Source organism: Streptomyces sp. HUAS CB01, from assembly GCF_030406905.1.
In the GTDB taxonomy this organism is placed as follows: Bacteria; Actinomycetota; Actinomycetes; order Streptomycetales; family Streptomycetaceae; genus Streptomyces; species Streptomyces chengbuensis.
Map to the genome: position 1 here is coordinate 6,214,431 of NZ_CP129137.1, position 22,719 is coordinate 6,237,149.

At 74.6% G+C, this 22,719-nt stretch carries 15 protein-coding genes and 1 pseudogene; 8 read left to right on the forward strand and 8 right to left on the reverse strand.

Annotated elements, in window-relative coordinates; all coding sequences use genetic code 11:
* Window positions 1–54: 54 nt before the first annotated feature.
* Window positions 55–819, reverse strand: coding sequence for a hypothetical protein (locus QRN89_RS27350; RefSeq protein ID WP_290352045.1), 765 nt, complete (start codon window positions 817–819; stop codon window positions 55–57).
* 479 nt (window positions 820–1,298) lie between these two features.
* On the reverse strand, window positions 1,299–3,014 hold the full coding sequence (locus tag QRN89_RS27355; protein ID WP_290352046.1) for a PucR family transcriptional regulator: 1,716 nt from the start codon (window positions 3,012–3,014) through the stop codon (window positions 1,299–1,301).
* Window positions 3,015–3,296: 282 nt separating this feature from the next.
* Here QRN89_RS27355 and QRN89_RS27360 point away from each other — a divergent pair, with 282 nt between their 5' ends.
* From QRN89_RS27360 to QRN89_RS27390, 7 genes are all read left to right on the forward strand, one after another.
* Window positions 3,297–4,187, forward strand: a complete 891-nt coding sequence (locus QRN89_RS27360) for an FAD binding domain-containing protein (RefSeq protein WP_290352047.1) — start codon at window positions 3,297–3,299, stop codon at window positions 4,185–4,187.
* Window positions 4,188–4,189: 2 nt separating this feature from the next.
* On the forward strand, window positions 4,190–4,789 hold the full coding sequence (locus QRN89_RS27365) for a (2Fe-2S)-binding protein (RefSeq protein ID WP_290352048.1): 600 nt from the start codon (window positions 4,190–4,192) through the stop codon (window positions 4,787–4,789).
* A 4-nt stretch (window positions 4,790–4,793) separates the two neighbouring features.
* A complete protein-coding gene (locus QRN89_RS27370) occupies window positions 4,794–7,202 on the forward strand; it encodes a xanthine dehydrogenase family protein molybdopterin-binding subunit (protein ID WP_290352049.1) in 2,409 nt (802 codons plus the stop codon).
* A gap of 311 nt (window positions 7,203–7,513) precedes the next feature.
* A complete protein-coding gene (locus tag QRN89_RS27375; protein WP_290352051.1) occupies window positions 7,514–8,977 on the forward strand; it encodes an NCS2 family permease in 1,464 nt (487 codons plus the stop codon).
* A 46-nt stretch (window positions 8,978–9,023) separates the two neighbouring features.
* Window positions 9,024–10,181 (forward strand): XdhC family protein, encoded by a 1,158-nt coding sequence (locus QRN89_RS27380; RefSeq protein WP_290352052.1) that lies wholly within the window; start codon window positions 9,024–9,026, stop codon window positions 10,179–10,181.
* Window positions 10,182–10,318: 137 nt separating this feature from the next.
* On the forward strand, window positions 10,319–12,811 hold the full coding sequence (locus tag QRN89_RS27385; RefSeq protein ID WP_290352053.1) for an FHA domain-containing protein: 2,493 nt from the start codon (window positions 10,319–10,321) through the stop codon (window positions 12,809–12,811).
* Between the two features lie 10 nt (window positions 12,812–12,821).
* The gene (locus QRN89_RS27390; protein ID WP_290352054.1) at window positions 12,822–13,439 is read left to right on the forward strand and encodes an SH3 domain-containing protein; all 618 of its coding nucleotides are present in this window, start codon (window positions 12,822–12,824) and stop codon (window positions 13,437–13,439) included.
* A 387-nt stretch (window positions 13,440–13,826) separates the two neighbouring features.
* Here the strand turns inward: QRN89_RS27390 and QRN89_RS27395 are convergent, their stop codons facing one another.
* Entirely contained in the window at window positions 13,827–15,101 is a 1,275-nt protein-coding gene (locus QRN89_RS27395; protein WP_390701117.1) for a streptophobe family protein, read from the reverse strand.
* A gap of 177 nt (window positions 15,102–15,278) precedes the next feature.
* Between QRN89_RS27395 and QRN89_RS27400 the strand changes: the two genes are divergently transcribed.
* The gene (locus tag QRN89_RS27400) at window positions 15,279–16,634 is read left to right on the forward strand and encodes a DUF6777 domain-containing protein (RefSeq protein WP_290352055.1); all 1,356 of its coding nucleotides are present in this window, start codon (window positions 15,279–15,281) and stop codon (window positions 16,632–16,634) included.
* Between the two features lie 73 nt (window positions 16,635–16,707).
* Here QRN89_RS27400 and QRN89_RS27405 read toward each other — a convergent pair.
* The 5 genes and pseudogenes from QRN89_RS27405 to QRN89_RS27425 all read right to left on the reverse strand — a co-directional run.
* Window positions 16,708–16,866, reverse strand: a pseudogene (locus QRN89_RS27405) (SpoIIE family protein phosphatase); the annotation flags it as partial.
* A 276-nt stretch (window positions 16,867–17,142) separates the two neighbouring features.
* Entirely contained in the window at window positions 17,143–18,819 is a 1,677-nt protein-coding gene (locus QRN89_RS27410) for a SpoIIE family protein phosphatase (RefSeq protein ID WP_290352056.1), read from the reverse strand.
* Window positions 18,820–18,934: 115 nt separating this feature from the next.
* Window positions 18,935–20,110, reverse strand: coding sequence for a PP2C family protein-serine/threonine phosphatase (locus QRN89_RS27415; protein ID WP_290352058.1), 1,176 nt, complete (start codon window positions 20,108–20,110; stop codon window positions 18,935–18,937).
* 11 nt (window positions 20,111–20,121) lie between these two features.
* Window positions 20,122–22,311, reverse strand: coding sequence for an FUSC family protein (locus tag QRN89_RS27420; RefSeq protein ID WP_290352061.1), 2,190 nt, complete (start codon window positions 22,309–22,311; stop codon window positions 20,122–20,124).
* Window positions 22,308–22,487, reverse strand: coding sequence for a hypothetical protein (locus tag QRN89_RS27425; protein WP_290352063.1), 180 nt, complete (start codon window positions 22,485–22,487; stop codon window positions 22,308–22,310). Before QRN89_RS27425 ends, QRN89_RS27420 begins: the two co-directional genes overlap by 4 nt.
* Window positions 22,488–22,719 lie beyond the last annotated feature (232 nt).

The window sequence follows — 22,719 nt, forward strand, 5'->3', positions numbered from 1 at the left end:
GCCGCCTGGGCAGGGCTCGTCCCCGTCACACTGCCGGGTCGGCGCTCGTCCCCGTCAGGCCGCCGGGGCCGGTGGGGCCAGTTGGTCCGCGAGCCAGGTCGGGACCCCGCCGAGCAGACGGAAGAGCCGGGTGGCCTCGGTGCGCAGACGGGATGCCTCCGGTTCCGGCTCGGTGTCCGCGAGGGCCGCCAGCGCCGGGGCCGTGCCCACCAGATAGCCCAACTCCTCGCGGATGCGCAGGGATTCGGTGAACCCCTGCCGGGCCTCGGCGAGTTCGCCGTCGCGCAGGGCGAGCGCGGCGAGATGGCGCCAGGTGAACGACAGCAGCAGCGTGTCGCCGTGGGCGAGGGCGCCGGTGTGGGCGCGGTGGTAGGCCGCGCGGGCGGCCTGCGCGGAGTCCGCGAGGTGTTCGGCGACCAGGCCCCGGCGGAAGTCGAGGAGCGGACGGCCCACCGCGTCCGGGGCGAGCAGTGCCGCCGCCCGGCCGAGGGCGGCTCGGGCCTCGTCGGCCCGGTCGCGTACGCCCAGCACCGTGGAGGCGTAGGCGAGTTGACCGCGCTCGCAGGCGGCGGCGCCTCGCTCGTCGTCGTCGCGCGCGGCGGCCTCCGCCGTACGCAGCGCGTCCTCCGCGTCGGCCCAGCCGACGCCGGTGAACAGGCAGCGTTCGACGAGGAGGGACGCGCGTTGCAGGGTCAGGGCGGCGGACGCCGCGTGGGGAGCGAGGAGGGCTGCCGCGTCCGTCCAACAGCCGCGCGAGCGCAGCCGCCATACCGCGGTCTGGAGTGGATCGTCACTTGCTGTGGTTCCGGAACCAGACATGGCGGTATACGCCACATTGCCCTCCCCAAGCGCGCCATTGTGCTGTTGAGTCAGACGGAATCAGAGCACGGATCGGGCTACGTGGCCAAGGGGTCTGGTGAATCAATTCACAATCACCGGGTGTTCGATCCACGAAGGCCGTGCAATTCCGGTGCGATCCGGGCGCTGCGGGCGCTTCGCAGACATGCGGGTGAACGCGTGTACGTCGCTTGACGGGTCATCACCGAACGCGGGCGGCGTAGCCGTTCCGCCCCCGACTCGCTGGTCGTCCGCTGCGGCCGCAGGCCGGCGCCTCCGGGGCCCGCGCCGGACGCGGCCTCCGGCGGACCCTCCGGACAGCGGGGAACGGCCTCGAACAGTGTGGAGCGGCCGCCCCCGTCAACGGTCTCGTACGGCCTGGGACGGCGGCCACCGTCCCGCGCCGGACGGGTGCCGGCGGGCCTCGGCCGGCACCGTCCGAGGCGGGGGCGGCCTGCGGCTCAGCTCATCCGCAGGGCCAGGAAGAAGTCGAGCTTGTCCTCCAGGCGCGACAGGTCCCGGCCCGTCAGCTGCTCGATCCGTCCCACCCGGTACCGCAGCGTGTTCACGTGCAGATGGAGCCGGCCGGCGCAGCGCGTCCACGAGCCGTCGCAGTCCAGGAACGCCTCGAGGGTCGGGATCAGTTCGGCGCGGTGGCGGCGGTCGTAGTCGCGCAGCGGGTCGAGGAGCCGGGCCGTGAACGCCCGGCGGACGTCGTCGGGGACGAACGGCAGCAGCAGGACGTGCGACGCCAGTTCGTGGTGGCCGGCCGCGCACACCGGCCCCGGGCGGGCGGCGGCGACGCGGCGGGCGTGCCGGGCCTCCTCGAGGGCGCCGCGCAGTCCTTCCGCGGAGTGGACGGCGGCGCTGACGCCGAGGGTGAGGCGGCCGTCGTCGGCGAGCCCGGCGGAGAGCGGTTCGCGGACCGACGCGAGCAGGGCGTCCGCGTGCAGCCCGGTCCCGTCCTGGTCCGGGTCCTGCTCGTCGGTCTGTCCCTCGGCGGGCTCGGCCGCCGCGGGGGGCACCGCGGGCAGCGGGACGAGCGCGACGGCCTCCTCGCCTGTGTGCGCGACGGCGATGCGGTCCGCGATCTCGGAGCCCGGGGCGGCCGGGTCCACGAGGATCTCCTCCAGGAGCGACTGGGCCGCCGCCCCGGCCTCGACGGGGGAACCGCCCTCCTCGTCCCACTCGACCCTGGCCACGACGACCTGCCAGTGGGGCGCCGTGCCGAGGCCCGGCAGCAGGACGGGGGCGGCGACGCGAAGGCGGGCGGCGATCTCGGCGGGCGGGGCACCCGTCTGGACGAGTTCCAGGACCTCCTGCGCCAGCCGGCGCCGAACGGTGCGGGCCGCCTCCCTCCGGTCCCGTTCGACGGCGATCAGCTGGGTGACGCCCTGCAGCAGGTCGAGCCGGGCGGCCGGCCAGTCGGACGCGTCCGCCTCCACGGCCAGCAGCCAGTCCGACAGCACGGTCTCCCGGACGTCCCGGGCGGCCGGCACGGCACCCCGGCCCGTGTTCCGGATCGGGAACAGCGAATAGGTGATTCCATCGAGGGTGGCGCGGTGCGGGCCGCGCCGTCCCGTGCGGGTCGCGGCCAGATGCTCGGCGGCCAGTCCGGCGCCTGTCCCGGGCGGCAGCGGTTCGCCCGCCCCCGCGATCCGGCGGCCGGTGGGGGAGAGGACCCAGGCGCGAAGGTCCAGGTCGGAGCCGAGGAGGTCGAGGACGACCTCGGGGCCGCCGCCAGCCGGACCCGAGGTCATCAGCCGGCGGTGGCGGTCGACCACGGCGGCCAGGTCACCGGCCCGCTCGCCGGAGACCTGGCGCACCACATGCTCGGTGATCGTCGCGAATGCGACGTCCTCGTTGACGGCGAAGAGCGGCAGTCTGTGCCGTTCGCAGGCCAGGACGAGATCGTCGGGGATGTCCCCGAGCTCCGCCTCGCCCGCGGCCAGCCCGACGACCCCCGCGCTTGCGAGAATGCGTACAAAAGGCTCGGAATCATCGGCGCTGCGCCGCCAGGCGAGCCCGGTGAGCACGAGTTCACCGCCCGAGAGGTAGCGGCTCGGGTCGCGAAGGTCGGTCGTCATCACGCCGCGGACGGTGCGGTCCAGCTCGTCGTCGCCGCCGAGCAGCCGCAGTCCCAGCGCATCGGTCTCCAGCAGTGCGCGCAGCCGCATCTCGTCGCCGCCGATCTGTCGTGTCGTGCCGTTGGACTGTGCTGAGGGGTGTGCCGATGGTTTCGGGAGGAAAACGGAGACGTTACCGACCTCCGTCTTTCGTTCGAATCTACAAGACGAGGGTGGCGACCAGCCAACTCCTTCATGTTTTCGGTGACTGCACCCGGCGAGGCGGTCCTTGTGTACTGGGCCACACCGCGTTAACAGGACATGAACATCCCGCCAGGGCCGGCCGTCCCCGGGCCCCAGTGAACGACCGAATCACGTAGAAGAGAGCCACTCATGGACTTCCTTCGCCCCGCCAGCTGGGAGGAGGCGCTCGCCGCGAAGGCCGAGCACCCCACTGCTGTGCCCATCGCGGGTGGCACCGACGTCATGGTCGAGATCAACTTCGACCACCGCCGGCCCGAGTACCTCCTGGATCTGAACCGCATCACCGAGCTGAGCGAGTGGGAAGTCGGCGAGGAGAACGTCCGGCTGGGCGCCTCCGTTCCGTACACGCGGATCATGGAGAACCTCCGGACCGAGCTGCCCGGCCTGGCGCTCGCCTCCCACACCGTCGCCTCGCCGCAGATCCGCAACCGCGGCGGCGTCGGCGGCAACCTCGGCACCGCGTCCCCCGCCGGTGACGCCCACCCGGCCCTGCTCGCCGCCGGCGCCGAGGTCGAGGCGGAGTCGGTACGGGGAACCCGCTTCATCCCGATCGACGCGTTCTACACCGGGGTGAAGCGCAACGCGCTCGCCCCGGACGAGCTCATCAGGGCCGTCCACATCAAGAAGGCGGACGGGCCCCAGCAGTACTCGAAGGTCGGCACCCGCAACGCCATGGTCATCGCCGTGTGCGCCTTCGGCATCGCGCTGCACCCCGGGACCCGCACCGTGCGCACCGGCATCGGCTCCGCCGCGCCCACCCCGGTGCGCGCCGGGGCCGCCGAGGAGTTCCTCAACGCCGCGCTCGAGGAGGGCGGCTTCTGGGACAGCGGCAAGATCATCACTCCCTCGGTCGCCAAGCAGTTCGCGGAACTCGCCTCCGGCGCCTGCAACCCGATCGACGACGTCCGCGGCACCGCCAGGTACCGCCGGCACGCGGTCGGCATCATGGCCCGGCGCACGCTCGGCTGGACCTGGGAGCAGTACCGCGGAAGCGGCCGCACGCTTGAAGGAGCTGCATAACCATGCGCGTGAATTTCACGGTCAACGGCCGTCAGCAGGAAGCCGACGACGTGTGGGAGGGCGAGAGCCTCCTGTACGTGCTCCGTGAGCGCCTGGGCCTGCCCGGCTCCAAGAACGCCTGCGAGCAGGGCGAGTGCGGTTCCTGCACGGTCCGCCTCGACGGGGTGCCGGTGTGTTCGTGCCTGGTCGCGGCCGGGCAGGTCGAGGGCCGCGAGGTCGTCACCGTCGAGGGCCTGGCTGACTTCGCCAGACAGCGCGCCGAGCACTCCGCGCACGGCGGTGCCTGCGCGACCGGCGCCCGCGGCGGCACCTCGCTGCAGGAGGCCCAGGCGTGGACGGCCAGGGGAACCGACTCGCAGACCGGTGAGGGGACCGAACTCTCGCCGATCCAGCAGGCGTTCATCGACGCCGGCGCCGTGCAGTGCGGTTTCTGCACCCCGGGTCTGCTGGTCGCCGCCGACGAACTGCTGGAGCACAACGCCTCCCCGTCCGACGCGGACATCCGCGAGGCGCTCTCCGGCAACCTGTGCCGGTGCACCGGCTACGAGACCATCCTCGACGCGGTCCGCCTCGCGGCCGCCCGCCAGGGAGAGGCGGTCTGACACCATGGCGCTCGACCCCCGAGTCACCACCACGCCGGCCGGCACCCCCACCAAGGTCACCCAGGGTTCGCAGACCAAGGGCGGCATCGGCGAGTCCACGCTCCGCCCCGACGGCACCCTCAAGGTCACCGGCGAGTTCGCGTACTCCTCGGACATGTGGCACGAGGACATGCTGTGGGGCCAGACGCTGCGCTCCACCGTCGCGCACGCCGAGATCCGGTCGATCGACATCTCCGAGGCCCTGGCCATGCCCGGGGTCCACGCGGTCCTCACCTACGACGACCTGCCCGCCGAGACGAAGAACTACGGCCTGGAGATCCAGGACACGCCGGTCCTCGCGCACGGGAAGGTCCGCCACCACGGCGAACCGGTGGCCCTCGTCGCCGCCGACCACCCGGAGACCGCCCGCCGCGCCGCCGCCAAGATCAGGATCGACTACGCAGAGCTGCCGCTGATCACCGACGAGGCGTCGGCGACGGCCCCCGGCGCGGTCCTCGTCCACGAGGGCCGCGACGACCACCACATCGGCCACGTCCCGCACCCGAACATCGTGCACCGCCAGCCCATCGTCCGCGGCGACGTGGCGGAGGCCCGCAAGCGCGCCGACGTGGTCGTCGAGGGCGAGTACGTCTTCGGCATGCAGGACCAGGCGTTCCTCGGCCCGGAGTCCGGTCTCGCCGTACCCGCCGAGGACGGCGGCGTCGACCTGTACGTCGCCACCCAGTGGCTGCACTCCGACCTCCGCCAGATCGCCCCGGTCCTCGGCCTGCCCGAGGAGAAGGTACGGATGACGCTCTCCGGAGTCGGCGGGGCCTTCGGCGGCCGCGAGGACCTGTCGATGCAGATCCACGCCTGTCTGCTGGCGCTGCGCACCGGCAAGCCCGTCAAGATCGTCTACAACCGGTTCGAGTCCTTCTTCGGCCATGTGCACCGCCACCCGGCGAAGCTGTACTACGAGCACGGCGCCACCAGGGACGGCAAGCTCACGCATCTGAAGTGCCGGATCGTCCTCGACGGCGGCGCGTACGCCTCGGCGTCCCCGGCGGTCGTCGGCAACGCCTCCTCGCTGTCGGTCGGCCCCTACGTCGTCGACGACGTCGACATCGAGGCCATCGCGCTCTACACCAACAACCCGCCCTGCGGCGCGATGCGCGGCTTCGGCGCGGTGCAGGCGTGCTTCGCCTACGAGGCCCAGATGGACAAGCTCGCCGCGGCACTGGGCATGGACCCGGTCGAGTTCCGGCAGCTCAACGCCATGGAACAGGGCACGATCATGCCCACGGGGCAGCCGGTCGACTCGCCGGCGCCGGTCGCGGAGCTGCTGCGCCGGGTCAAGGCCCGCCCGCTGCCCCCGGAGCGCCAGTGGGAGGTCGCGGGCGGCGAGGCCGATGTCCGGGCCCTGCCCGGCGGACTGTCCAACACCACCCATGGCGAGGGCGTCGTCCGCGGTGTCGGCTACGCGGTCGGCATCAAGAACGTCGGCTTCTCCGAGGGCTTCGACGACTACTCGACGGCCAGGGTGCGCATGGAGGTCGTCGGCGGCGAACCGGTCGCCACCGTCCACACCGCGATGGCGGAGGTCGGGCAGGGCGGCGTCACCGTCCACGCCCAGATCGCCCGTACCGAACTGGGCGTCACCCAGGTGACCATCCACCCGGCCGACACCCAGGTCGGCTCCGCAGGTTCCACCTCCGCCTCCCGCCAGACGTACGTCACGGGCGGTGCGGTGAAGAACTCCTGCGAACTGGTCCGGGAGAAGGTCCTGGAGATCGGCCGCCGCAAGTTCGGCTCCTACCACCCGGCCTGGGCCACCGCCGAGCTCGTCCTCGAGGGCGGCAAGGTCGTCACCGACGGCGGCGAGGTCCTCGCCGACCTGGTGGACGTGCTGGAGGACGAGGCCGTCGAGGTGGAGGCCGAGTGGCGGCACCGACCGACCGAGGCCTTCGACCTGCGCACCGGCCAGGGCAACGGCCATGTCCAGTACTCGTTCGCGGCGCATCGCGCGGTCGTCGAGGTGGACACGGAGCTGGGCCTGGTGAAGGTGGTCGAGCTGGCCTGCGCGCAGGACGTCGGCAAGGCGCTGAACCCGCTGTCCGTCCTCGGGCAGATCCAGGGCGGCACCACCCAGGGTCTGGGAGTGGCCGTCATGGAGGAGATCATCGTCGACCCGAAGACCGCGAAGGTGCGCAACCCCTCCTTCACGGACTACCTGATCCCCACCATCCTCGACACCCCGACGATCCCCGTCGACGTGCTCGAACTCGCCGACGAGCACGCCCCGTACGGGCTCCGCGGCATCGGCGAGGCCCCGACCCTGTCCTCCACGCCGGCCGTCCTCGCGGCGATCCGCGACGCGACGGGACTGGAGCTCAACAGGACGCCGGTACGCCCGGAGCACCTGACCGGCACCTGAGCCGCGGGGGCCGGGGGACCACCTTCCCCCGGCCCCCGGCCACCGGCCCGGGACCCCTCCCTGGCCACCCCCCCTCCGAGGGGGAACGGACTTCCGGGGACCCGTCCCCGGGCCGCCCGGCACCGCCCGTGTGCCCGGCACCAGCAACACCCGAAGAACTGCGGACCGGACCCCGCCGGGTCCTCCAGCAGACCGTTCGTCTCGGGCCGTCCCCCGGGTCGTGCAGCCAACGCAAGATCCCAAATCCCGCAGCTTGAGCCAGGCTTCAGGCGTCATGCGGGTGCCCCTGTGAACCTTGGGAGTAGGCAACCATGACCCAGTCGTCAGTGGAGCCGAGGACCACCGCGGAGGACGCCGGCCCCGGCTCGCGCGTCCCCGCCGGACGGTCCTGGCTCGACCGGTACTTTCACATCTCCGAACGAGGATCGACGGTCGCGCGCGAGGTGCGCGGCGGCATCACCACCTTCATGGCGATGGCGTACATCCTCCTGCTCAACCCCCTCGTCCTCAACGGCAAGGACGTCGCCGGAAACGTCCTCAGCCAACCGGGACTCATCACTGCGACTGCCTTCGCGGCCGCGGCGACCACCCTGCTGATGGGCTTCCTCGGCAAGGTCCCGCTCGCCCTCGCGGCCGGCCTGAGCGTCTCCGGCGTCCTCGCGTCCCAGGTCGTCCCCCAGATGACCTGGCCGCAGGCGATGGCCATGTGCGTGATGTACGGCGTGGTGATCTGCCTGCTGGTGGTGACCGGGCTGCGCGAGCTGATCATGAACTCGATCCCGCTCGCGCTCAAGCACGGCATCACGATGGGCATCGGCCTGTTCATCGCGCTGATCGGCCTGGTCAAGGCCGGGTTCGTCGGCAAGGGCGCGGAGTTCGGGCCGCCCGTCACACTCGGCGTCGGCGGCGAGCTCGCCGGCTGGCCGGTGCTGATCTTCTGCTTCACCCTGCTGCTGATCTTCATGCTGCAGGCCCGTGCGATACCCGGGGCCATCCTGGTCGGCATCGTCGTCGGGACCGTCGTCGCGGTCGCCGTCCACAACATCGCCGGTCTCGACGCCAAGGCCTGGAACATGTCCCCGCCGGAGCTCGCCGGCGGAGCCGTCTCCATGCCCGACTTCTCGCTGTTCGGACACGTCGAGTTCGGCGGCTGGGGCGAGGTCGGGGCGATCACCGTCGGTTTCATCGTCTTCACCCTGGTGCTCGCCGGCTTCTTCGACGCCATGGCCACGATCATCGGCGTCGGCACGGAGGCCAAGCTGGCCGACGAGCGCGGCCGGATGCCGGGCCTGTCGAAGGCGCTGTTCATCGACGGCGCCGGCGGCGCGATCGGCGGCATCTCGGGCGGCTCCGGCCAGACCGTGTTCGTCGAGTCCGCCACCGGGGTCGGCGAGGGCGCGCGGACCGGTCTCGCCTCGGTCGTCACCGGACTGTTCTTCGCCGCCTGCCTCTTCTTCACCCCGCTCACCGCGATCGTGCCGCCCCAGGTCGCCTCCGCGGCCCTGGTCGTCATCGGCGCGATGATGATGCAGAACGCCAAGCACGTGGACTGGGGCGACCGTTCCGTCGCGATCCCGGTGTTCCTCACCGTCGTGCTGATGCCGTTCACCTACAGCATCACCCCGGGTGTCGCCGCGGGTGTCATCTCGTACGTCGCCATCAAGGTCGCCCAGGGCAAGGCCCGGGAGGTGGGCGGCTTCATGTGGGGCCTGACCGCGATCTTCCTCGTGTTCTTCGCCCTGAACCCGATCGAAGGCTGGCTGGGAGTCCACTGACGCCGGCCGCGCCCTCCACGCAACCACGATTCCGAGGAGACCGAACATGCTGGACATCGCCGACGAGCTGGACCGGTGGGTCGGGCAGGGGCGTGACTTCGCCGTCGCCACCGTCGTGGCCGTCGGCGGCAGCGCGCCCCGCCAGCCCGGTGCCGCGCTCGCCGTCGCCGGCGACGGCACGGCGATCGGGTCGGTCTCCGGGGGATGCGTGGAGGGCGCCGTCTACGACCTGTGCCTGCAGGCGCTCGAGGACGGCCGGACCGTCCTCGAGCGCTTCGGCTACAGCGACGACGACGCCTTCGCCGTGGGGCTGACCTGCGGCGGGATCATCGACATCCTCGTCACCCCGGTCCGCGCGGAGTCTCCCGCCAGGGCCGTCCTCGCGGCGGCGCTGAGCGCGGCCGCACGCGGGGAGGCGGCGGCGGTCGCGCGGATCACCGACGGGCCCGACGAGCTGATGGGCCGCGCGCTGCTCGTCCGCCCCGACGGCTCGTACGAGGGCACCCTCGGCGGCCACCCGGAACTCGACCGGACCGCCGCCGGCGAGGCCTTTGCCCTGCTGGACGCCGGGCGCACCGGCACCGCGGGCATCGGCGAGGACGGCTCGCGCTGCGGCCGCCCGCTCACCCTGCTCGTCGAGTCCAGCGTCCCCGCCCCGCGGATGATCGTCTTCGGGGCCGTCGACTTCGCCTCCGCCCTGGTGCGGGTCGGCACGTTCCTCGGCTATCGGGTGACCGTGTGCGACGCCCGGCCGGTGTTCGCGACGAAGGCCCGCTTCCCCGAGGCGGACGAGGTCGTCGTCGAATGGCCGCACCGCTACCTGGAGTCGACCGAGGTCGACGGCCGTACGGTGCTCTGCGTCCTCACCCATGACGCCAAGTTCGACGTACCCCTGCTCGAGCGGGCCCTGCGGCTGCCCGTCGCCTACGTCGGGGCGATGGGTTCGCGCCGCACCCACGAGGACCGCAACGCGCGGCTGCGCGAGGCGGGCCTGGGCGAACGCGAACTCGCCCGGCTGCGCTCACCGATCGGCCTCGACCTCGGGGCCCGTACGCCCGAGGAGACGGCGGTGTCCATCGCGGCGGAGATCGTCGCCGGCCGCCGCGGCGGCAGCGGTGTCCCGCTGGCGGGCGCCCGCACGCCGATCCACCACGACGTCCCGCGCATACCGGCACCGGGCCGGACCGTCGGATCCGTCGCCTGAGACGGGGCCCGACCGCGTCGTCCCGGCGCACGCCCCGCCCGTGTCACGGGTACGACCCGGCCGCAGCCGCTCCCGTCGGGGTCCGTCGGCCCACGGGTGACCGGGCGGACAGAAGGGGCAAAAGTTAAAATCGTCGCATGGCTGAGCGGCCCGCAGCGCCGACCGCGCCCGAGCTGGTCATCGAAACCGACGGGGGCTCGACGCTCATGAGCCCGGGCCGGGTGTACCACGTCGGGCGGGACCCCCTGAGCGACATCGTCCTCGACGACGCCCGGGTGTCCTGGCACCATGCCGTCCTGCGGACCGTCGCGGACCACTGGACGGTCGAGGACGAGGACAGCACCAACGGCACGTACGCCGACGGCCGCCGCGTCCACGAGTGGGGCGTGGGGCCGGGCAGCGTCATCCGGTTCGGCAATCCGCAGGACGGCCCGCGCGCCGTCCTCGTGGGCACGGCTGCCGCCGAACCCGAGGCGCCGGCGCGGCCCCCGGCCCGCACTCCGCGCCCGGAACGGCCCGCGCCCGTCACCCCCGCACCCGAGCCCCGCGAGCCCGGGACCCCTTCACCGACTGGTGGCCGCACCCCCGGGTCCCGGCGTGAACCGGACGTCCCGCCGGCGGCCGGTACGCCGCCCGCCACCGCGGGGGCCGCCGCCACGAGCACGTTCCGGCAGCCCACGACCGTCCGCCCGCTGCCCACCCGAACGGTCCGCATCGGCCGCGCAGCCGACAACGACATCGTCATCGACGACCTCATCGTCTCGCGCCGGCACGCCGAGCTCCGCGCCCATCTGGACGGCCGCTACGAGATCGTCGACCTCGGCAGCCACAACGGCACCTACCTCAACGGCCAGCCCGTGACCCAGGCCGGGATCTCGGCCGGGGACACCGTCGGCATCGGTCACTCCACGTTCCGCCTCGTCGGGGACGAGCTGCAGGAGTTCGTGGACTCCGGCGAGATCTCGCTCGACGTCCAGGACCTCGCCGTCACGGTGGACGAGGGCCGCAAGGTCCTCCTCGACCACGTGTCGTTCCCGGTGGGGGAGAAGTGCCTGCTCGCCGTCGTGGGACCCAGCGGCGCCGGCAAGTCCACCCTCCTCAACGCGCTCACCGGGCTCCGCCCCGCCGAACACGGCACGGTCGTCTACGACGGTCGCGACCTGTACCGCGACTACGCCGAACTGCGCCGCCGCATCGGGCTCGTACCGCAGGACGACATCCTGCACGTCCAGCTCACCGTGCGCCGGGCCCTCGGCTACGCCGCCGAGCTGCGCTTCCCCGAGGACACGGCACCCGCGGAGCGCGACGCGAGGGTCGAGGAGGTCATCCGCGAACTCGGCCTGGAACAGCGCGCCGACCAGCCCATCCACAGTCTCTCCGGGGGGCAGCGCAAGCGGGTCAGCGTCGCGCTGGAGCTGCTGACGAAGCCCTCCCTGCTGTTCCTCGACGAGCCCACCTCGGGACTCGACCCGGGCATGGACCGCTCGGTGATGCACATGCTTCGCGGACTCGCCGACGACGGCCGCACGGTCATCGTGGTCACGCACAGCGTGCTCAACCTCGATGTGTGCGACCGACTGCTGGTCATGGCGCCGGGAGGCCGGATCGCCTACTTCGGCGCGCCCGAGGACGCCCTGGAGTTCTTCGGTTTCGACCAGTGGCCGGAGGCGTTCGAGGCGTTCGAGAACGACCACGACCGCGACTGGGCGGGGGAGTACCGGGCGTCGCCCCAGCACCGCCAGTACATCGCGCTCAGTCCCCAGCCACGGGCCGCTCCGGACCGCACGCCGGTGGCGGCGGCGCCACCGCCCAAGTCGCAGAGCTGGTTCGGGCAGTTGAGGACCCTCGTCCGGCGCTATGTGTCCGTGCTCAGCGCCGACCGCACCTTCATCGTGATCATGATCGCGCTGCCGTTCGGCATGGGCGTCATGGCCCGGGCCCTGGCCGGCAGCAAGCTCACCCTGGACACCACCATGGACGCCCTGCTCGTGCTCTGCGTCGGCGGCGTGCTGACCGGCGCGGCGAACGCCGTGCGCGAGCTGGTCAAGGAGCGGGTGATCTACCGGCGGGAACGGGCGGTCGGCCTGTCCAGATCCGCCTATCTGACCTCCAAGGTCGTGGTGCTCGGCTCGATCACGGTCGTCCAGGCGGTCGTCCTCACCCTCGTCGGCCTCGCCGGCGTCGATCTGAACGCCCCCGGCGGCAAGGGCGTGCTCCTGCCCCCACTGCTCGAGATCACCCTGGCCGTCGCGCTGCTGTCGTTCACCTCGATGATGCTCGGCCTCGTGATCTCCGCGCTGGTGCCCAAGGAGGAGGTCACCATGCCGCTGCTGGTGCTCCTCACCATGGTCCAGATCGTCTTCTGCGGCGCCCTGCTGAAGCTCGACGGCGTGCTGGGCATGGAGCAGCTGGGCTGGCTGGTGCCCGCACGATGGGCCTTCGCCGCGATGGCGAGCACGATCGACCTCGCCCGGATCGTGCCCGGCAAGGACACCGCCGATCCGCTCTTCGACCACACCGCCGCGGTGTGGCTGACGAACATGGGCGCGATGGTGCTGCTCAGCGTGGCGCTCTGGTTCGTCGTCGCGCTGCTGCTGCGGCGGCACGAACCCGCGGTCATGCGGAAGTGACGGGGTGCCGATGACCGAACCCGCCGCCGTCCCGGGCTTCAGCCCGACACACGTCGTCCCCGGTGACGGCCTGCCCACGTGGCAGGCCCCGGACGTCAGCAGCCCCAGCGCGCCCCTCGACCCGTTCCTGCCGGTCGAACTCGTCGACCGGCGCGGCGACTGGGGGCGCGTGATGTGCGCCAACGGATGGTCGGCGTGGGTGGACGGGCGGCTGCTCGTCGCGGTGCCGCAGGCGCCGCCGTCGGCCGGGCAGCCGCTGGACCGGGCGTCCGATCCGCAGCCGCTGCTCGCCCGGGCGGAGGAGGTGCTCTCCCAGTACCGGCGGGCCGCGGACGAACTCGCCGACGGCCGGTCCGACCGCGAGACGTTCCGCCGGCGCACCCGGGGCATGCGGCTGGGAATGGTCGTGGACGGGGAGACGCTCTGGCTGTACGACGCGGAGCACGAGCGGTGGGTGTACTGCGACGGCGCCCAGCTCGCCCCCTTCGCCGTCACCGCGGCCCCGCAGGCGCCGCGCGACTCCCCGTCGCAGCCGCCCCGGCGCACCACCGCACCGGGCCGGACGGCGGCCCCGGCGCCGCCGACGCAGATCACCGAGACGGGCCGCGGGCGGGGCACGACCGGCTGACGTCCGCGCCCGCCGCCGTGTCGGCCCACGGCCGCCTGCCGGGACGGCCGTACGGTCGCCGGAGCCTCCGCCCGGCACGGGGCTGTCCCGGCCGGCAGCGCGGGACGACCACGCCCGGCCGCCCCCGTACGGCCGCCGGCCGGTCCACGCCCGACGGGCAACCTGCGGTCCGCCGGCCCGTACCGTCCGCCGTGCCGTCCGCCGGCCCGCCGTGCCGTCCTCCGTGCCGCCCGCGGGCAGTCCCCGTGCGTGCGCCTGCGGCCCACGTGCCGACTGCCGGCCCGGCCGTACGTCCGTGGCCCGTCCGCCGGACCGCACGTCCACGGCCCGTACACCGGCCGTCCGCTCGTGGCCCGCAGCCGGCCCGCTCCGTCCGGCCGCGACGGGTCAGTCCCCCACCTCGCCCCGGCGCCGTACCGGAGCCGCCAGCAGGGAGCCGAGCAGTCCGGCGACGAGGCCCCAGCCGAGGCCGATGCCCACCGCCGCCCACAGTCTGGGCTGCAGCGACACCTCCCCGCCGAGCTCCGCGAGGTCGCCGACGCCGAGCAGCGAGAGCCCGATGCGCGCCGCGATCCGGCCGGTGAGGCACACGAGGAGCACCGTGAGGGCCAGGGCCACCCCCATGCGCACGGCGTGCTGCCAGGGCCTCACCCGGGCCGGGGAGCGCGCCGCCATGAGGAAGGCCGCCGCGGGCACCAGCACCGCGGCGACCACCACCAGCCACCAGGCCCGCCCGTCCTGCTGGGCCAGCGTGGCCACGTTCAGCGCGGAGCGGTCCTCCCCGCGCAGCACGGCGTCCAGCACCTGCGGCATCGGCAGCCCGAACGGTCCCTCGACCTTGCCGTCCCAGGTCGCGCCGAGGCCCAGGGTGAGCGCCGGCCAGGCGAGGTTGGGCAGTCCGAGCAGGACGACCGCGAACGTACGGCCAGGGTGGCCCTGGGTCACCGCGACCACGACGCCGGCGCACAGCCCGATCACGACGTACGCCAGCAGCAGCCACAGCATGGCGTACGCGGCCGGACGCACCGCCTCCTGGAACCCCACCAGCCGCGGGGGCAGCGGAGCCCTGCGGGACACGACGAGGGCCAGGGCGGTCACACCGATCAGCCACAGCAGTCCGTACAGCAGCGTGGGCCACGTCTCCGCGCGGAAGCCGACCCGGGGGGCGGCGTCCAGGAACTCGCCGATGTCGGCCAGCGGGGAGTCCTCGCCGAGCGGGACGCGGAACGTCTTCCGCGCCAGGGCGGTGAGGCCGGCGAGAGCCGCCAGCCACAGGACCGCCAGCCGCGCGAACCGGCCGAGGAGCTCGCGGGTCCCCGCCACGGCACGGTGCCGCAGCGGCCGCAGGAACGCCGACGCCGTCACCAGGGCGCCCACGAGGCTCACCGACAGAGGCATCACCGTGAGCTCGGCCTGCGTCCGGGCCACGAACCCGGCGTCCCCGGCGATGGCCACCTCACCGCCGGCCGCCAGGACCACGACCGCGGCCACCACCTGCGGGAACGCGCCGTCCGGCAGGCCCGTCGCCCCTGCCGCCCACAGGCCCGCGGCGGCCACGACGAGCATCGCGGCGAAGCCCGCCACGACCGCCACCAGCGCGTCGCGCCAGTCGCGCAGGCCGTGCGCGCCGCCGCGCCGGGAGGTGGAGGGCTGCTGGCTCACGGAGCCACCGTAAGCAGCGGGCACCTCCGCCGCGCGCCCGGCTGGTCCGACCGGTTCGGCTTGCGTGTCCCTGCGCCGCCGGGCACACAATTGGTGGAACAGCACCCTCGATCTCCGGCGCAGCCGGTGAAGCCGGGACCTCCGGGAACGGACGTCCCGGCCCGGGAAGTAGGGCGCGTGAGCGTGCAACCGCCGTCGGGGCCACCCGCAGGACCTCCTTCCGGCCCGCTCTCCGGCGGGGAGGCGACACCACCCGCGCCGCCCCCGCCCGCGCCCCCCGGTGGCGGGGGCGGCGGACCGGCCGGCCCGGCGGGTGCCGGCCCGGGAGGTACGGGCCCCTGGTGGCGCTCCGTCCCCAGGATCGCCGCGATCACCGCGGTCGTCGTCGCGGCCGCCGCGCTGGTCGTCGTGCTCACCCGCTTCGGCGGTACGGGCGACACCGGCACCGACGTCTACCTCCAGGCCGCGTCCGCGACCGGCCCCGACCCCTTCACCCGGTCGACGGCGAAGGTCGCCGAGACGCCGCAGCCGCGCGCCAAACTGCCCGCGTCGACGGCGAGTCCGTCCCCCGTCGGCGGCACCAACGTCACCCGGGGCGTCGACGGCGCGACGCCCGGCCTCTACGGCGGCACGGAGAGGACGGCCAGCTGCGACACGGAGCAGCAGATCCGGTTCCTCGCCGACGAGCCGGACCGGAACCGGGCCTTCGCCTCGGCCCTCGGGCTCGCGCCGGCCGCCGTCCCCGCGTACCTCCGATCCCTGACGCCCGTCACCCTGCGGATGGACACACGGGTCACGAACCACGGTTTCACCGACGGCGCGGCCCGCCCCTACCAGGCCGTGCTGCAGACCGGGACGGCCGTGCTCGTCGACGACCGAGGCGTGCCGCGGGTGCGCTGCGCCTGCGGGAACCCCCTGCTGCCGCCGGTCTTCGTCCGGGGTCCCGCGGAGCGGAAGGGCGACGCCTGGCCCGGCTACAACCCGGCCGAGACCGTGGCCGTCACCCCGGCGCCGCGGCCCGTCGAGGCCTTCGTCGTGTACGACCCGCGGGAACGGGACTACTTCGCCCGCGAGCAGGGCGACGACGGTGAGAAGGACAAACCGGCGGCACCACCGCGGGACCCCTCCACCCCGGTCCTCGTCCCGCCCGAGGAGGCGACCGCCGCCCCGTCCGACGAGGAGACCTCCGGGCGCCCGGAGCGCGAGAGCCCCGCGCCGGGCACCACGTCACCGCCGGGCCCGGCCACCGACGGCAGCGCCACGCCCGGGCAGCGCAGCCCGGGGGAGGAGACCTCGCCCGGCCGTCCCGCGGAGGGCACCACCGGCGGTGAGCCGCCGACCGGGCCGCCGACCGGCCCCGTGTCCGAGGAGCCGCCCGCCCCGCCGCCCGCCGGCACGCGGGAGCCCGCCCCCGAAAGCCCGCCCCCGACCTCGGGACCCGCGCCCCGGGAGGAGGAGCCCGTCCCGCCGTCGCTGCCGGACCTCGTCGTCCCTCCCGCCGGGACGGCGTCCTCCCCGGCGCCGGCGCCGTGAGCACGGCGCCGCCGACGGAGCCGTGCGGCAGCGGCACCTCGCCGGCCGGGCAGCGGGCGGAGGCGTCGACGCCGAGCAGCGCCCCGCCGGGCACGTCGAGCACGCTCACGGAGCCGCCCGGCCCGCGCAGCAGCGGGTGCGGGTGGCCGGCCCGGGCGATCAGGGCACGCCGGTTCGCCGGATCGAGGTGCACGTACACGCAGCCGACGAACGGTTCTGCCTCGAGGTCCATCAGGAGCCGGCGGGTGCCGGCCGTCACCTCACCGGGCGGCTTCCGACCGCGGTGAAGGCGCGGACGGCGGTCGACGGCCGCGCGGATCGGGCGGCGACCAGGAGGGGCGCGCGGGTTCGTGCGGCGCGGCAGCGCGGGCCGGCCGGGGGTGGCAGGGCCGCGCGCGGCGGGATGGGCGTGCGGTGCGGGCGCTGCACGCAAGCGGTCCGGCCCGGCTCGCCCGTCCGCTCCGGGGCACCCAGCCCGTGGTCCCCAGTCCCCGGACCGCCGCCGACGTCAGCGACTGCCGCCCTGGAACGGCTGGTCCTCCGCGAGGTGCGGGCGGCGCCGGCGGATCCGGGCCGCGAGCAGCGCCACGTCGTCCTCCGCGTGCTCGGCGTCCAGCTCCCGGACCACGGCGTCGGCCATCTCGTCCACGGTGGCCGTGCAGGGCAGCCGCAGCCGGGTCAGCCTCCGAAGCGAGTCGTCGATGTCCTCCCCCCGCCGCTCGACCAGGCCGTCGGTGTACAGCAGCAGCGTGTCGTCCGGCGTCAGCGGCCGGGTGACGAGCTCGTAGCCACCGACACCCGTGCCGAGCGGGGGCCCGGCCGGCACGTGCACGAGCTCGGCGTGCCCGTCGGGAGTGAACACCACGGGCGGCAGGTGCCCGGCACTCGCGAACGAGCCGAGCCCCCGCGCCGGGTCCACCCGGACGAGCAGACACGTCGCGGGCCGGGCCATGGTCTCGGAAATGGCGATGTCCAGCTGCCGCAGCACCCGGTGCGGCGGCAGATCCGCGGCGGCGACATCACGCAGCATCGAGCGGTACGTGTTCATCTCGACGGCCGCCTCCACCCCGTGCCCCATCACATCGCCCATGACGAGCAGCGTGCGGCCGTAGTGGAGGCGCACGGTCTCGAACCAGTCGCCACCGACGATGTTGCTGCTGCCCGCGGGCAGATAGCGGGTCGCGAAGCGCAGATTGGGATGGGGCTTGCCCGGCTCGGTCAGCAGGGCACGCTGGAGCTCCACCGACTTGCCCTGCTCGGCCGCGAACTCCCGGGCGTGCACGACGCCGACCGCCGCGCGCCGCGCCGCGTGCCCGGCGACGGCGATGTCGTGCCCGGTGAACGCGGCGCCGGTACGCGCCAGCAGCGCCAACCCGACAACCGGTGCGCCCCGTCCACCGCCGTCCGGAAGCCTGGTCAGGGGGACCGCGAGAACCGACGTGTTTGCGGCGGCGTCGTACTCCGTCGCGGGCAGCCCGGACTCGACGGCGCGCGCGGCGGCCGACTCCGCCGCCGGCCGGAGCCGTTCCCCGTCGGTGAGCAGTGCCACGGAACCGGACCCGGCGGCGCGGCGCATCATCGCGGGGGAGGGGCGTCTCGCCGGCGCTGCGCCGCTCTTCGGGGGCGGCGGCAGCAGGTCGACGACGGCGGCCTCCGCGATCCGCGAGCCCAGGAACTCCGCCAGTTCCCGGCAGGTGGCTGTCTCGTCGAGGCGGGTGCCTATCCGCTCGACGGCCTCGTCCGCCGCGGCGAGCCGGGCGGCGGCCGGGGACGGTTCCTCCTCGAGCCGGGGCGTGGACGTCTCGGCCACCACGCACATCAGCCCCGTGACGGTGCCCGCGTTCTCCAGCCGGAGGCAGGTGGTGCGGCAGCGCCCGCCGGGGCCGGTGACCCGGGTACGGGGGAGGCCGTCGGCGAGGACCTCGGCCGGCAGACCGGTGGGGGTGCCGAGGTACGGCTCGGCGGCAGGGCCCGGACGACGGCCGGCGAGAGCGGCCCCGGACTCGCCGGCGATCCGGAGGAAGGCGGGGTTCGCGTAGCGGTAGCGCAGATCCGTGTCCAGGACCACCACCCCGGCCGCGCTGCCCCACAGATCGTCGCCACCGGGCCAGGCACCGGTCGCGTCGGCGTCGGCCGCGGGGAGTCCGTGACGGCCCTGGAGCCGGTCCCGAGGGCCGGTAGCCACACGCTCACCTCCTCCCCCGCGGGGGCGGTGACCCCAGCTTCCTCCACAGCCTCCCCGCTCGCATCAGCTGACGGGGGCCTCCCGGCGGGGCCGGGCCCCGGACCGTACGGCGAGCCTATCCACGCGGCACCGGGCGGGCGGAGGCGCCCCCGGTGCCGCACCGCGGCGGCCCGGCGCCGTCCAGGGACAGCGCGAGGACGGCCCGGTCGTCGTCGTCGGAGTCGTCGGACCGGGCCGACCAGCGCTCCGCGTCGGTCCGTACGAACGCCACGACCGCCTCGGGGTCCGGCGCGCGCCCGTCCCCGAAGTGTTCGCCGAGCCGCTCCAGGACCGGGTAGAACACGCCGTTCGCGTCCCGTGCCTCGCTCACCCCGTCGGTGATCACCACGAGCACCTCGCCCGGATCCAGCCGGTGCGCCGTCGGGTCGTCGCCGTCCGCCGCGAGTCCGCCCAGTCCCAGGGGCAGCCCGGGGGCGGTGACCAGCCGCCGTGCGCCCTGCGGTCCGACCACCAGCGGCGAAGGGTGCCCGCGGTCGACGATCCGCACCTCGCCGCCGCCCGGCGGGAACTCCAGCACCAGCGCCGTCACGAACAGCTCCGGGTCGCCCTCGTCGCCGGACGGGCTGTTGCGGGCGATGCTGAGCTCCAGTCGCTCGGCCAGGCTGCTCAGGCTCTGCCACTCGTGGGCCGACACCCGGAAGCTGCCCAGCACCGCCGCGACCGTCTGGACCGCTTCCAGCCCCTTGCCGCGGACGTCCCCGATGATCGCCCGCACTCCGAAGGGCGTCTCGCACACGTCGTACAGGTCACCGCCGACGAGCGTGCCGCCTTCGCCGGCCTCGTAGAACCCGGCGGCGCGCACCGGCCCGAGCCGGGGCGGCACGGGCCGCAGCAGGGTCCGTTGCACGGCCTCCGCGACCGAGTGGGCCCGGATCAGATGCCTCCGGGTCCGCTCCCGCTGCCAGGCCAGCGCGACGCTGGCGACGCCGATGAGGAACGTGGCGGCATACACGGCCACATGGTGCTGCTCGTCGAAGTGTCCGGGGCGGCGGGCGGCCATCCACATCTGCAGCCCCAGGCACACCACGGCCGACAGCGCCGTACCCCGCGGGCCGCGCGTCGCGGCGGCCAGCGGCGGCACCGCGATGAGCATGAAGCTCACCGGCTCGCGGCCTCTGACGACCAGCTCCGCGAGCACGTCGACGGCCACCGCGGCCAGCGGCAGCCACCACACCCACGCACGGCGTGGGGACGGTGGCCGCAGCGCGGTACGGAGGCTCGGGGCGTCCACGGGGGCGCGCCCTACCGTCCGGGCCCGCCGGGACCGGACACGGAGTCCGCGGCACCGGCCGCCGTCGTGCCGGGGGCCGCCCGGCGCACCGCGTCGGGAAGTTCGGCCTCGATCCGGGTGAGCTGGGCGTGGAGACTGCGGAGCCACACGTCGAGGTCGACCAGCGCCGGCAGGGGCGGTCCGGCCGGCGGGGAGGGCGCGGCCCGCGTCCCGTCCGGCGGCGGGCGCTCGCCGGTGCACAGGGCGGCGAGCCGGTCGGTGGTCCGCGCCAGCGCCCGCGCACCGGCCCGGGCCCGGTCCGCGGCCTCCGGGGGCAGCGAGTCCGACGGCAGGTCGAAACGGGGCAGCCACTGGGCGCCGAGCAGGATCTGGTTCGCCGCGATCAGTACGCCGTGCCAGTCGGCGTGGACGGGCGCGCTGCCCCCCGGTTCGCTGCGGAACTGGTCGTAGGCGGACTCGGCGAGGCGCAGCCGGTGCAGTGCCGGCAGCGTCGGCGGCGGAGGGGCCGAGCCCGGCGGCACGGCCGTCAGGACCCCGACGGTGCCCCTGATCAGCGGGCCGCACTCGTGCAGCAGCCCGGCCATGGTCCTGCGCACCTCACGGCGGGCGCCGGCCGGCCAGGCCAGCATCGCGCACAGCAGACCGATGGCGCTCCCGGTCACCACGTCCACGATCCGCGCCTCGGCCAGCCGCCAGGACGCCGGTGAGATCTGGGCGAACGCGGTGGCCACCACCAGCGTGAACAGCCCCTGCGCCCAGGCGATGCCGAGCAGCGGCCCGAGCGCGAAGGCGATGAGCATGCCCGGCGCGAGGATCGCGGCGTACGCCTCGGTGTGCTGTCCCAGACCGATGAGCAGGGCGCCCGCGGCGACGGCACCCACGAGGTTGCCGGCGACCGCCTTGCGGATGGCCGCCCAGGTCTGGCCGAAGGTGGTCCGGCTCAGCGTCAGCACCGCCAGCAGCACCCAGAAGCCGTGGGTCAGGTCCAGCGAACCCGCCACGAACCGGGCGGCCGCGAGGGCCAGTGCGATGCGTACGGCGTTCTGGAACTGCACCGAGCGGAGCGTCATGTTGCCGGTGACCCGGCGGAGCCACAGCTGCGGGGTGGATGCCTCGGTGTACCAGAACAGCTCCCGCGGCTCGATCGGCGGGGTCCGCCGCCCGTCGAGGCCGACCCGTACGGAGATCTCCAGGATCCGCACCGACTCGGCGACGGCCAGCAGTGCCGCCTGCCGGCGCAGCACCGGCACCGGAGGCACCTCCGCGACGGGTCCCGTCACCTGCCGCACCCGCATCTGCTGGAAGGCGTCGATCGCCTCGTCCATCCGCTGCGGGCCGGGGGCGGGGCGGCCCGCCCGCAGGGCGGCGGCGGTCTCGTCGCACAGGGACGCCACCTGAGGCAGCAGCGAGCCGGACGCGGTGTCGGCACGGTCTCCGTCGGGCCCACCGGCCCCGGTGCCGTCCCTGACGAGCCGGTGGAGTTGGCCCGTCTCGGTCTGATGGGCCAGTTGTTCCAGCAGCCGGCGGGCGGCGGACCCCGCCTGGGAGAGTCCGCGTGCCGCACGTCCCGGGCCCGCGGGCCGCTCCGCCGGCGGGATCCTGGAAAGCCGCAGCTTCGACCCGGCGGCCCGCAGGGCCTCGGGGGAGAGGCGGACGCGCCCCGCGATGGTGTCGCCCGCCGTGGCGACGGCCTCCGCGAGGGTCGCCCGGTACGTCGTGCCCGGCGGCTGCGGCAGCAGGTACAGCTCGCACAGCGCCAGCACCAGCACTCCGTAGGTGAGCCCGGCCAGCCGCAGCCACAACGTCTCGGGCTCGTACGGCGGGAAGCAGGCCAGGATGTAGAAGAGCTGGAGTCCCGGCGCCGCCCCGGCGGGCCGCGGCCCCCCGATCGCCCCGAAGGCGAGGAGGAAGCCCACGACGAGCATCCCGAGCACCGCCGCCCAGGTCGCCACCGCCAGCACGGTCCCCAGTGCCACCAGCACCAGGCCCACCGGCAGTGCCTTCAGCATCACCTCGGCCCGCTGCCGCCCGGACCCGGGGATCGAGGACAGCAGCCCGAGGGCGATCGGGGCGAACAGCGCGTACAGCGCCAGCACCGGGTCGTGGAGTCCGTACAGGAAGGGGTAGAACCCCGCGGTCGCCGCGAGGGACACCCGCAGCGACCGGTGCAGGATCTCGGTGCGCTCCGCCCCGGTCTTCACGGCAGGTCCCCGGGAGCGCCCGTGCCGGGCGGGGACACCCGGCCGATCATCCCGGTAGCGGCGGGTGCCCTCACCGCCGTCGGGCGCATGTGCGGGGCGGGCCCGGCGCCGAGCGCCGCGAGCACGACCGCCGTGAAGGCGCCCGTCCGCGCGGCCGGCGAAGACTCAGCGCGCATGAGCACGTTCCTCTCGGGCCGACGCCGCCGCGGCGTCGTGGGCGGGCCGGACAGCGACCCGCTGCCCATTGTCGGCCGCTCCCGTGGGGACCGCAGCCCGGCCGGCGCGGCTGGGGGCCGGCCCCGGTCGGACCGGGCCTGTTCGGACGGGCCCGTTCGGAGGGCCCGTTCGGACGTCGGTCCGGCCGCCCGGTGGACCCGCCGTCCCGTCCACCCCGTCGGGACGGCAGTC

Excerpts from the sequence above, each read along its gene's own strand:
- QRN89_RS27350 (WP_290352045.1), bottom strand. The coding sequence starts at position 819 with ATGTCTGGTTCCGGAACCACAGCAAGTGACGATCCACTCCAGACCGCG.
- QRN89_RS27355 (WP_290352046.1), bottom strand. The coding sequence starts at position 3,014 with ATGCGGCTGCGCGCACTGCTGGAGACCGATGCGCTGGGACTGCGGCTG.
- QRN89_RS27360 (WP_290352047.1), top strand. The coding sequence starts at position 3,297 with ATGGACTTCCTTCGCCCCGCCAGCTGGGAGGAGGCGCTCGCCGCGAAG.
- QRN89_RS27365 (WP_290352048.1), top strand. The coding sequence starts at position 4,190 with ATGCGCGTGAATTTCACGGTCAACGGCCGTCAGCAGGAAGCCGACGAC.
- QRN89_RS27370 (WP_290352049.1), top strand. The coding sequence starts at position 4,794 with ATGGCGCTCGACCCCCGAGTCACCACCACGCCGGCCGGCACCCCCACC.
- QRN89_RS27375 (WP_290352051.1), top strand. The coding sequence starts at position 7,514 with ATGACCCAGTCGTCAGTGGAGCCGAGGACCACCGCGGAGGACGCCGGC.
- QRN89_RS27380 (WP_290352052.1), top strand. The coding sequence starts at position 9,024 with ATGCTGGACATCGCCGACGAGCTGGACCGGTGGGTCGGGCAGGGGCGT.
- QRN89_RS27385 (WP_290352053.1), top strand. The coding sequence starts at position 10,319 with ATGGCTGAGCGGCCCGCAGCGCCGACCGCGCCCGAGCTGGTCATCGAA.
- QRN89_RS27390 (WP_290352054.1), top strand. The coding sequence starts at position 12,822 with ATGACCGAACCCGCCGCCGTCCCGGGCTTCAGCCCGACACACGTCGTC.
- QRN89_RS27425 (WP_290352063.1), bottom strand. The coding sequence starts at position 22,487 with ATGCGCGCTGAGTCTTCGCCGGCCGCGCGGACGGGCGCCTTCACGGCG.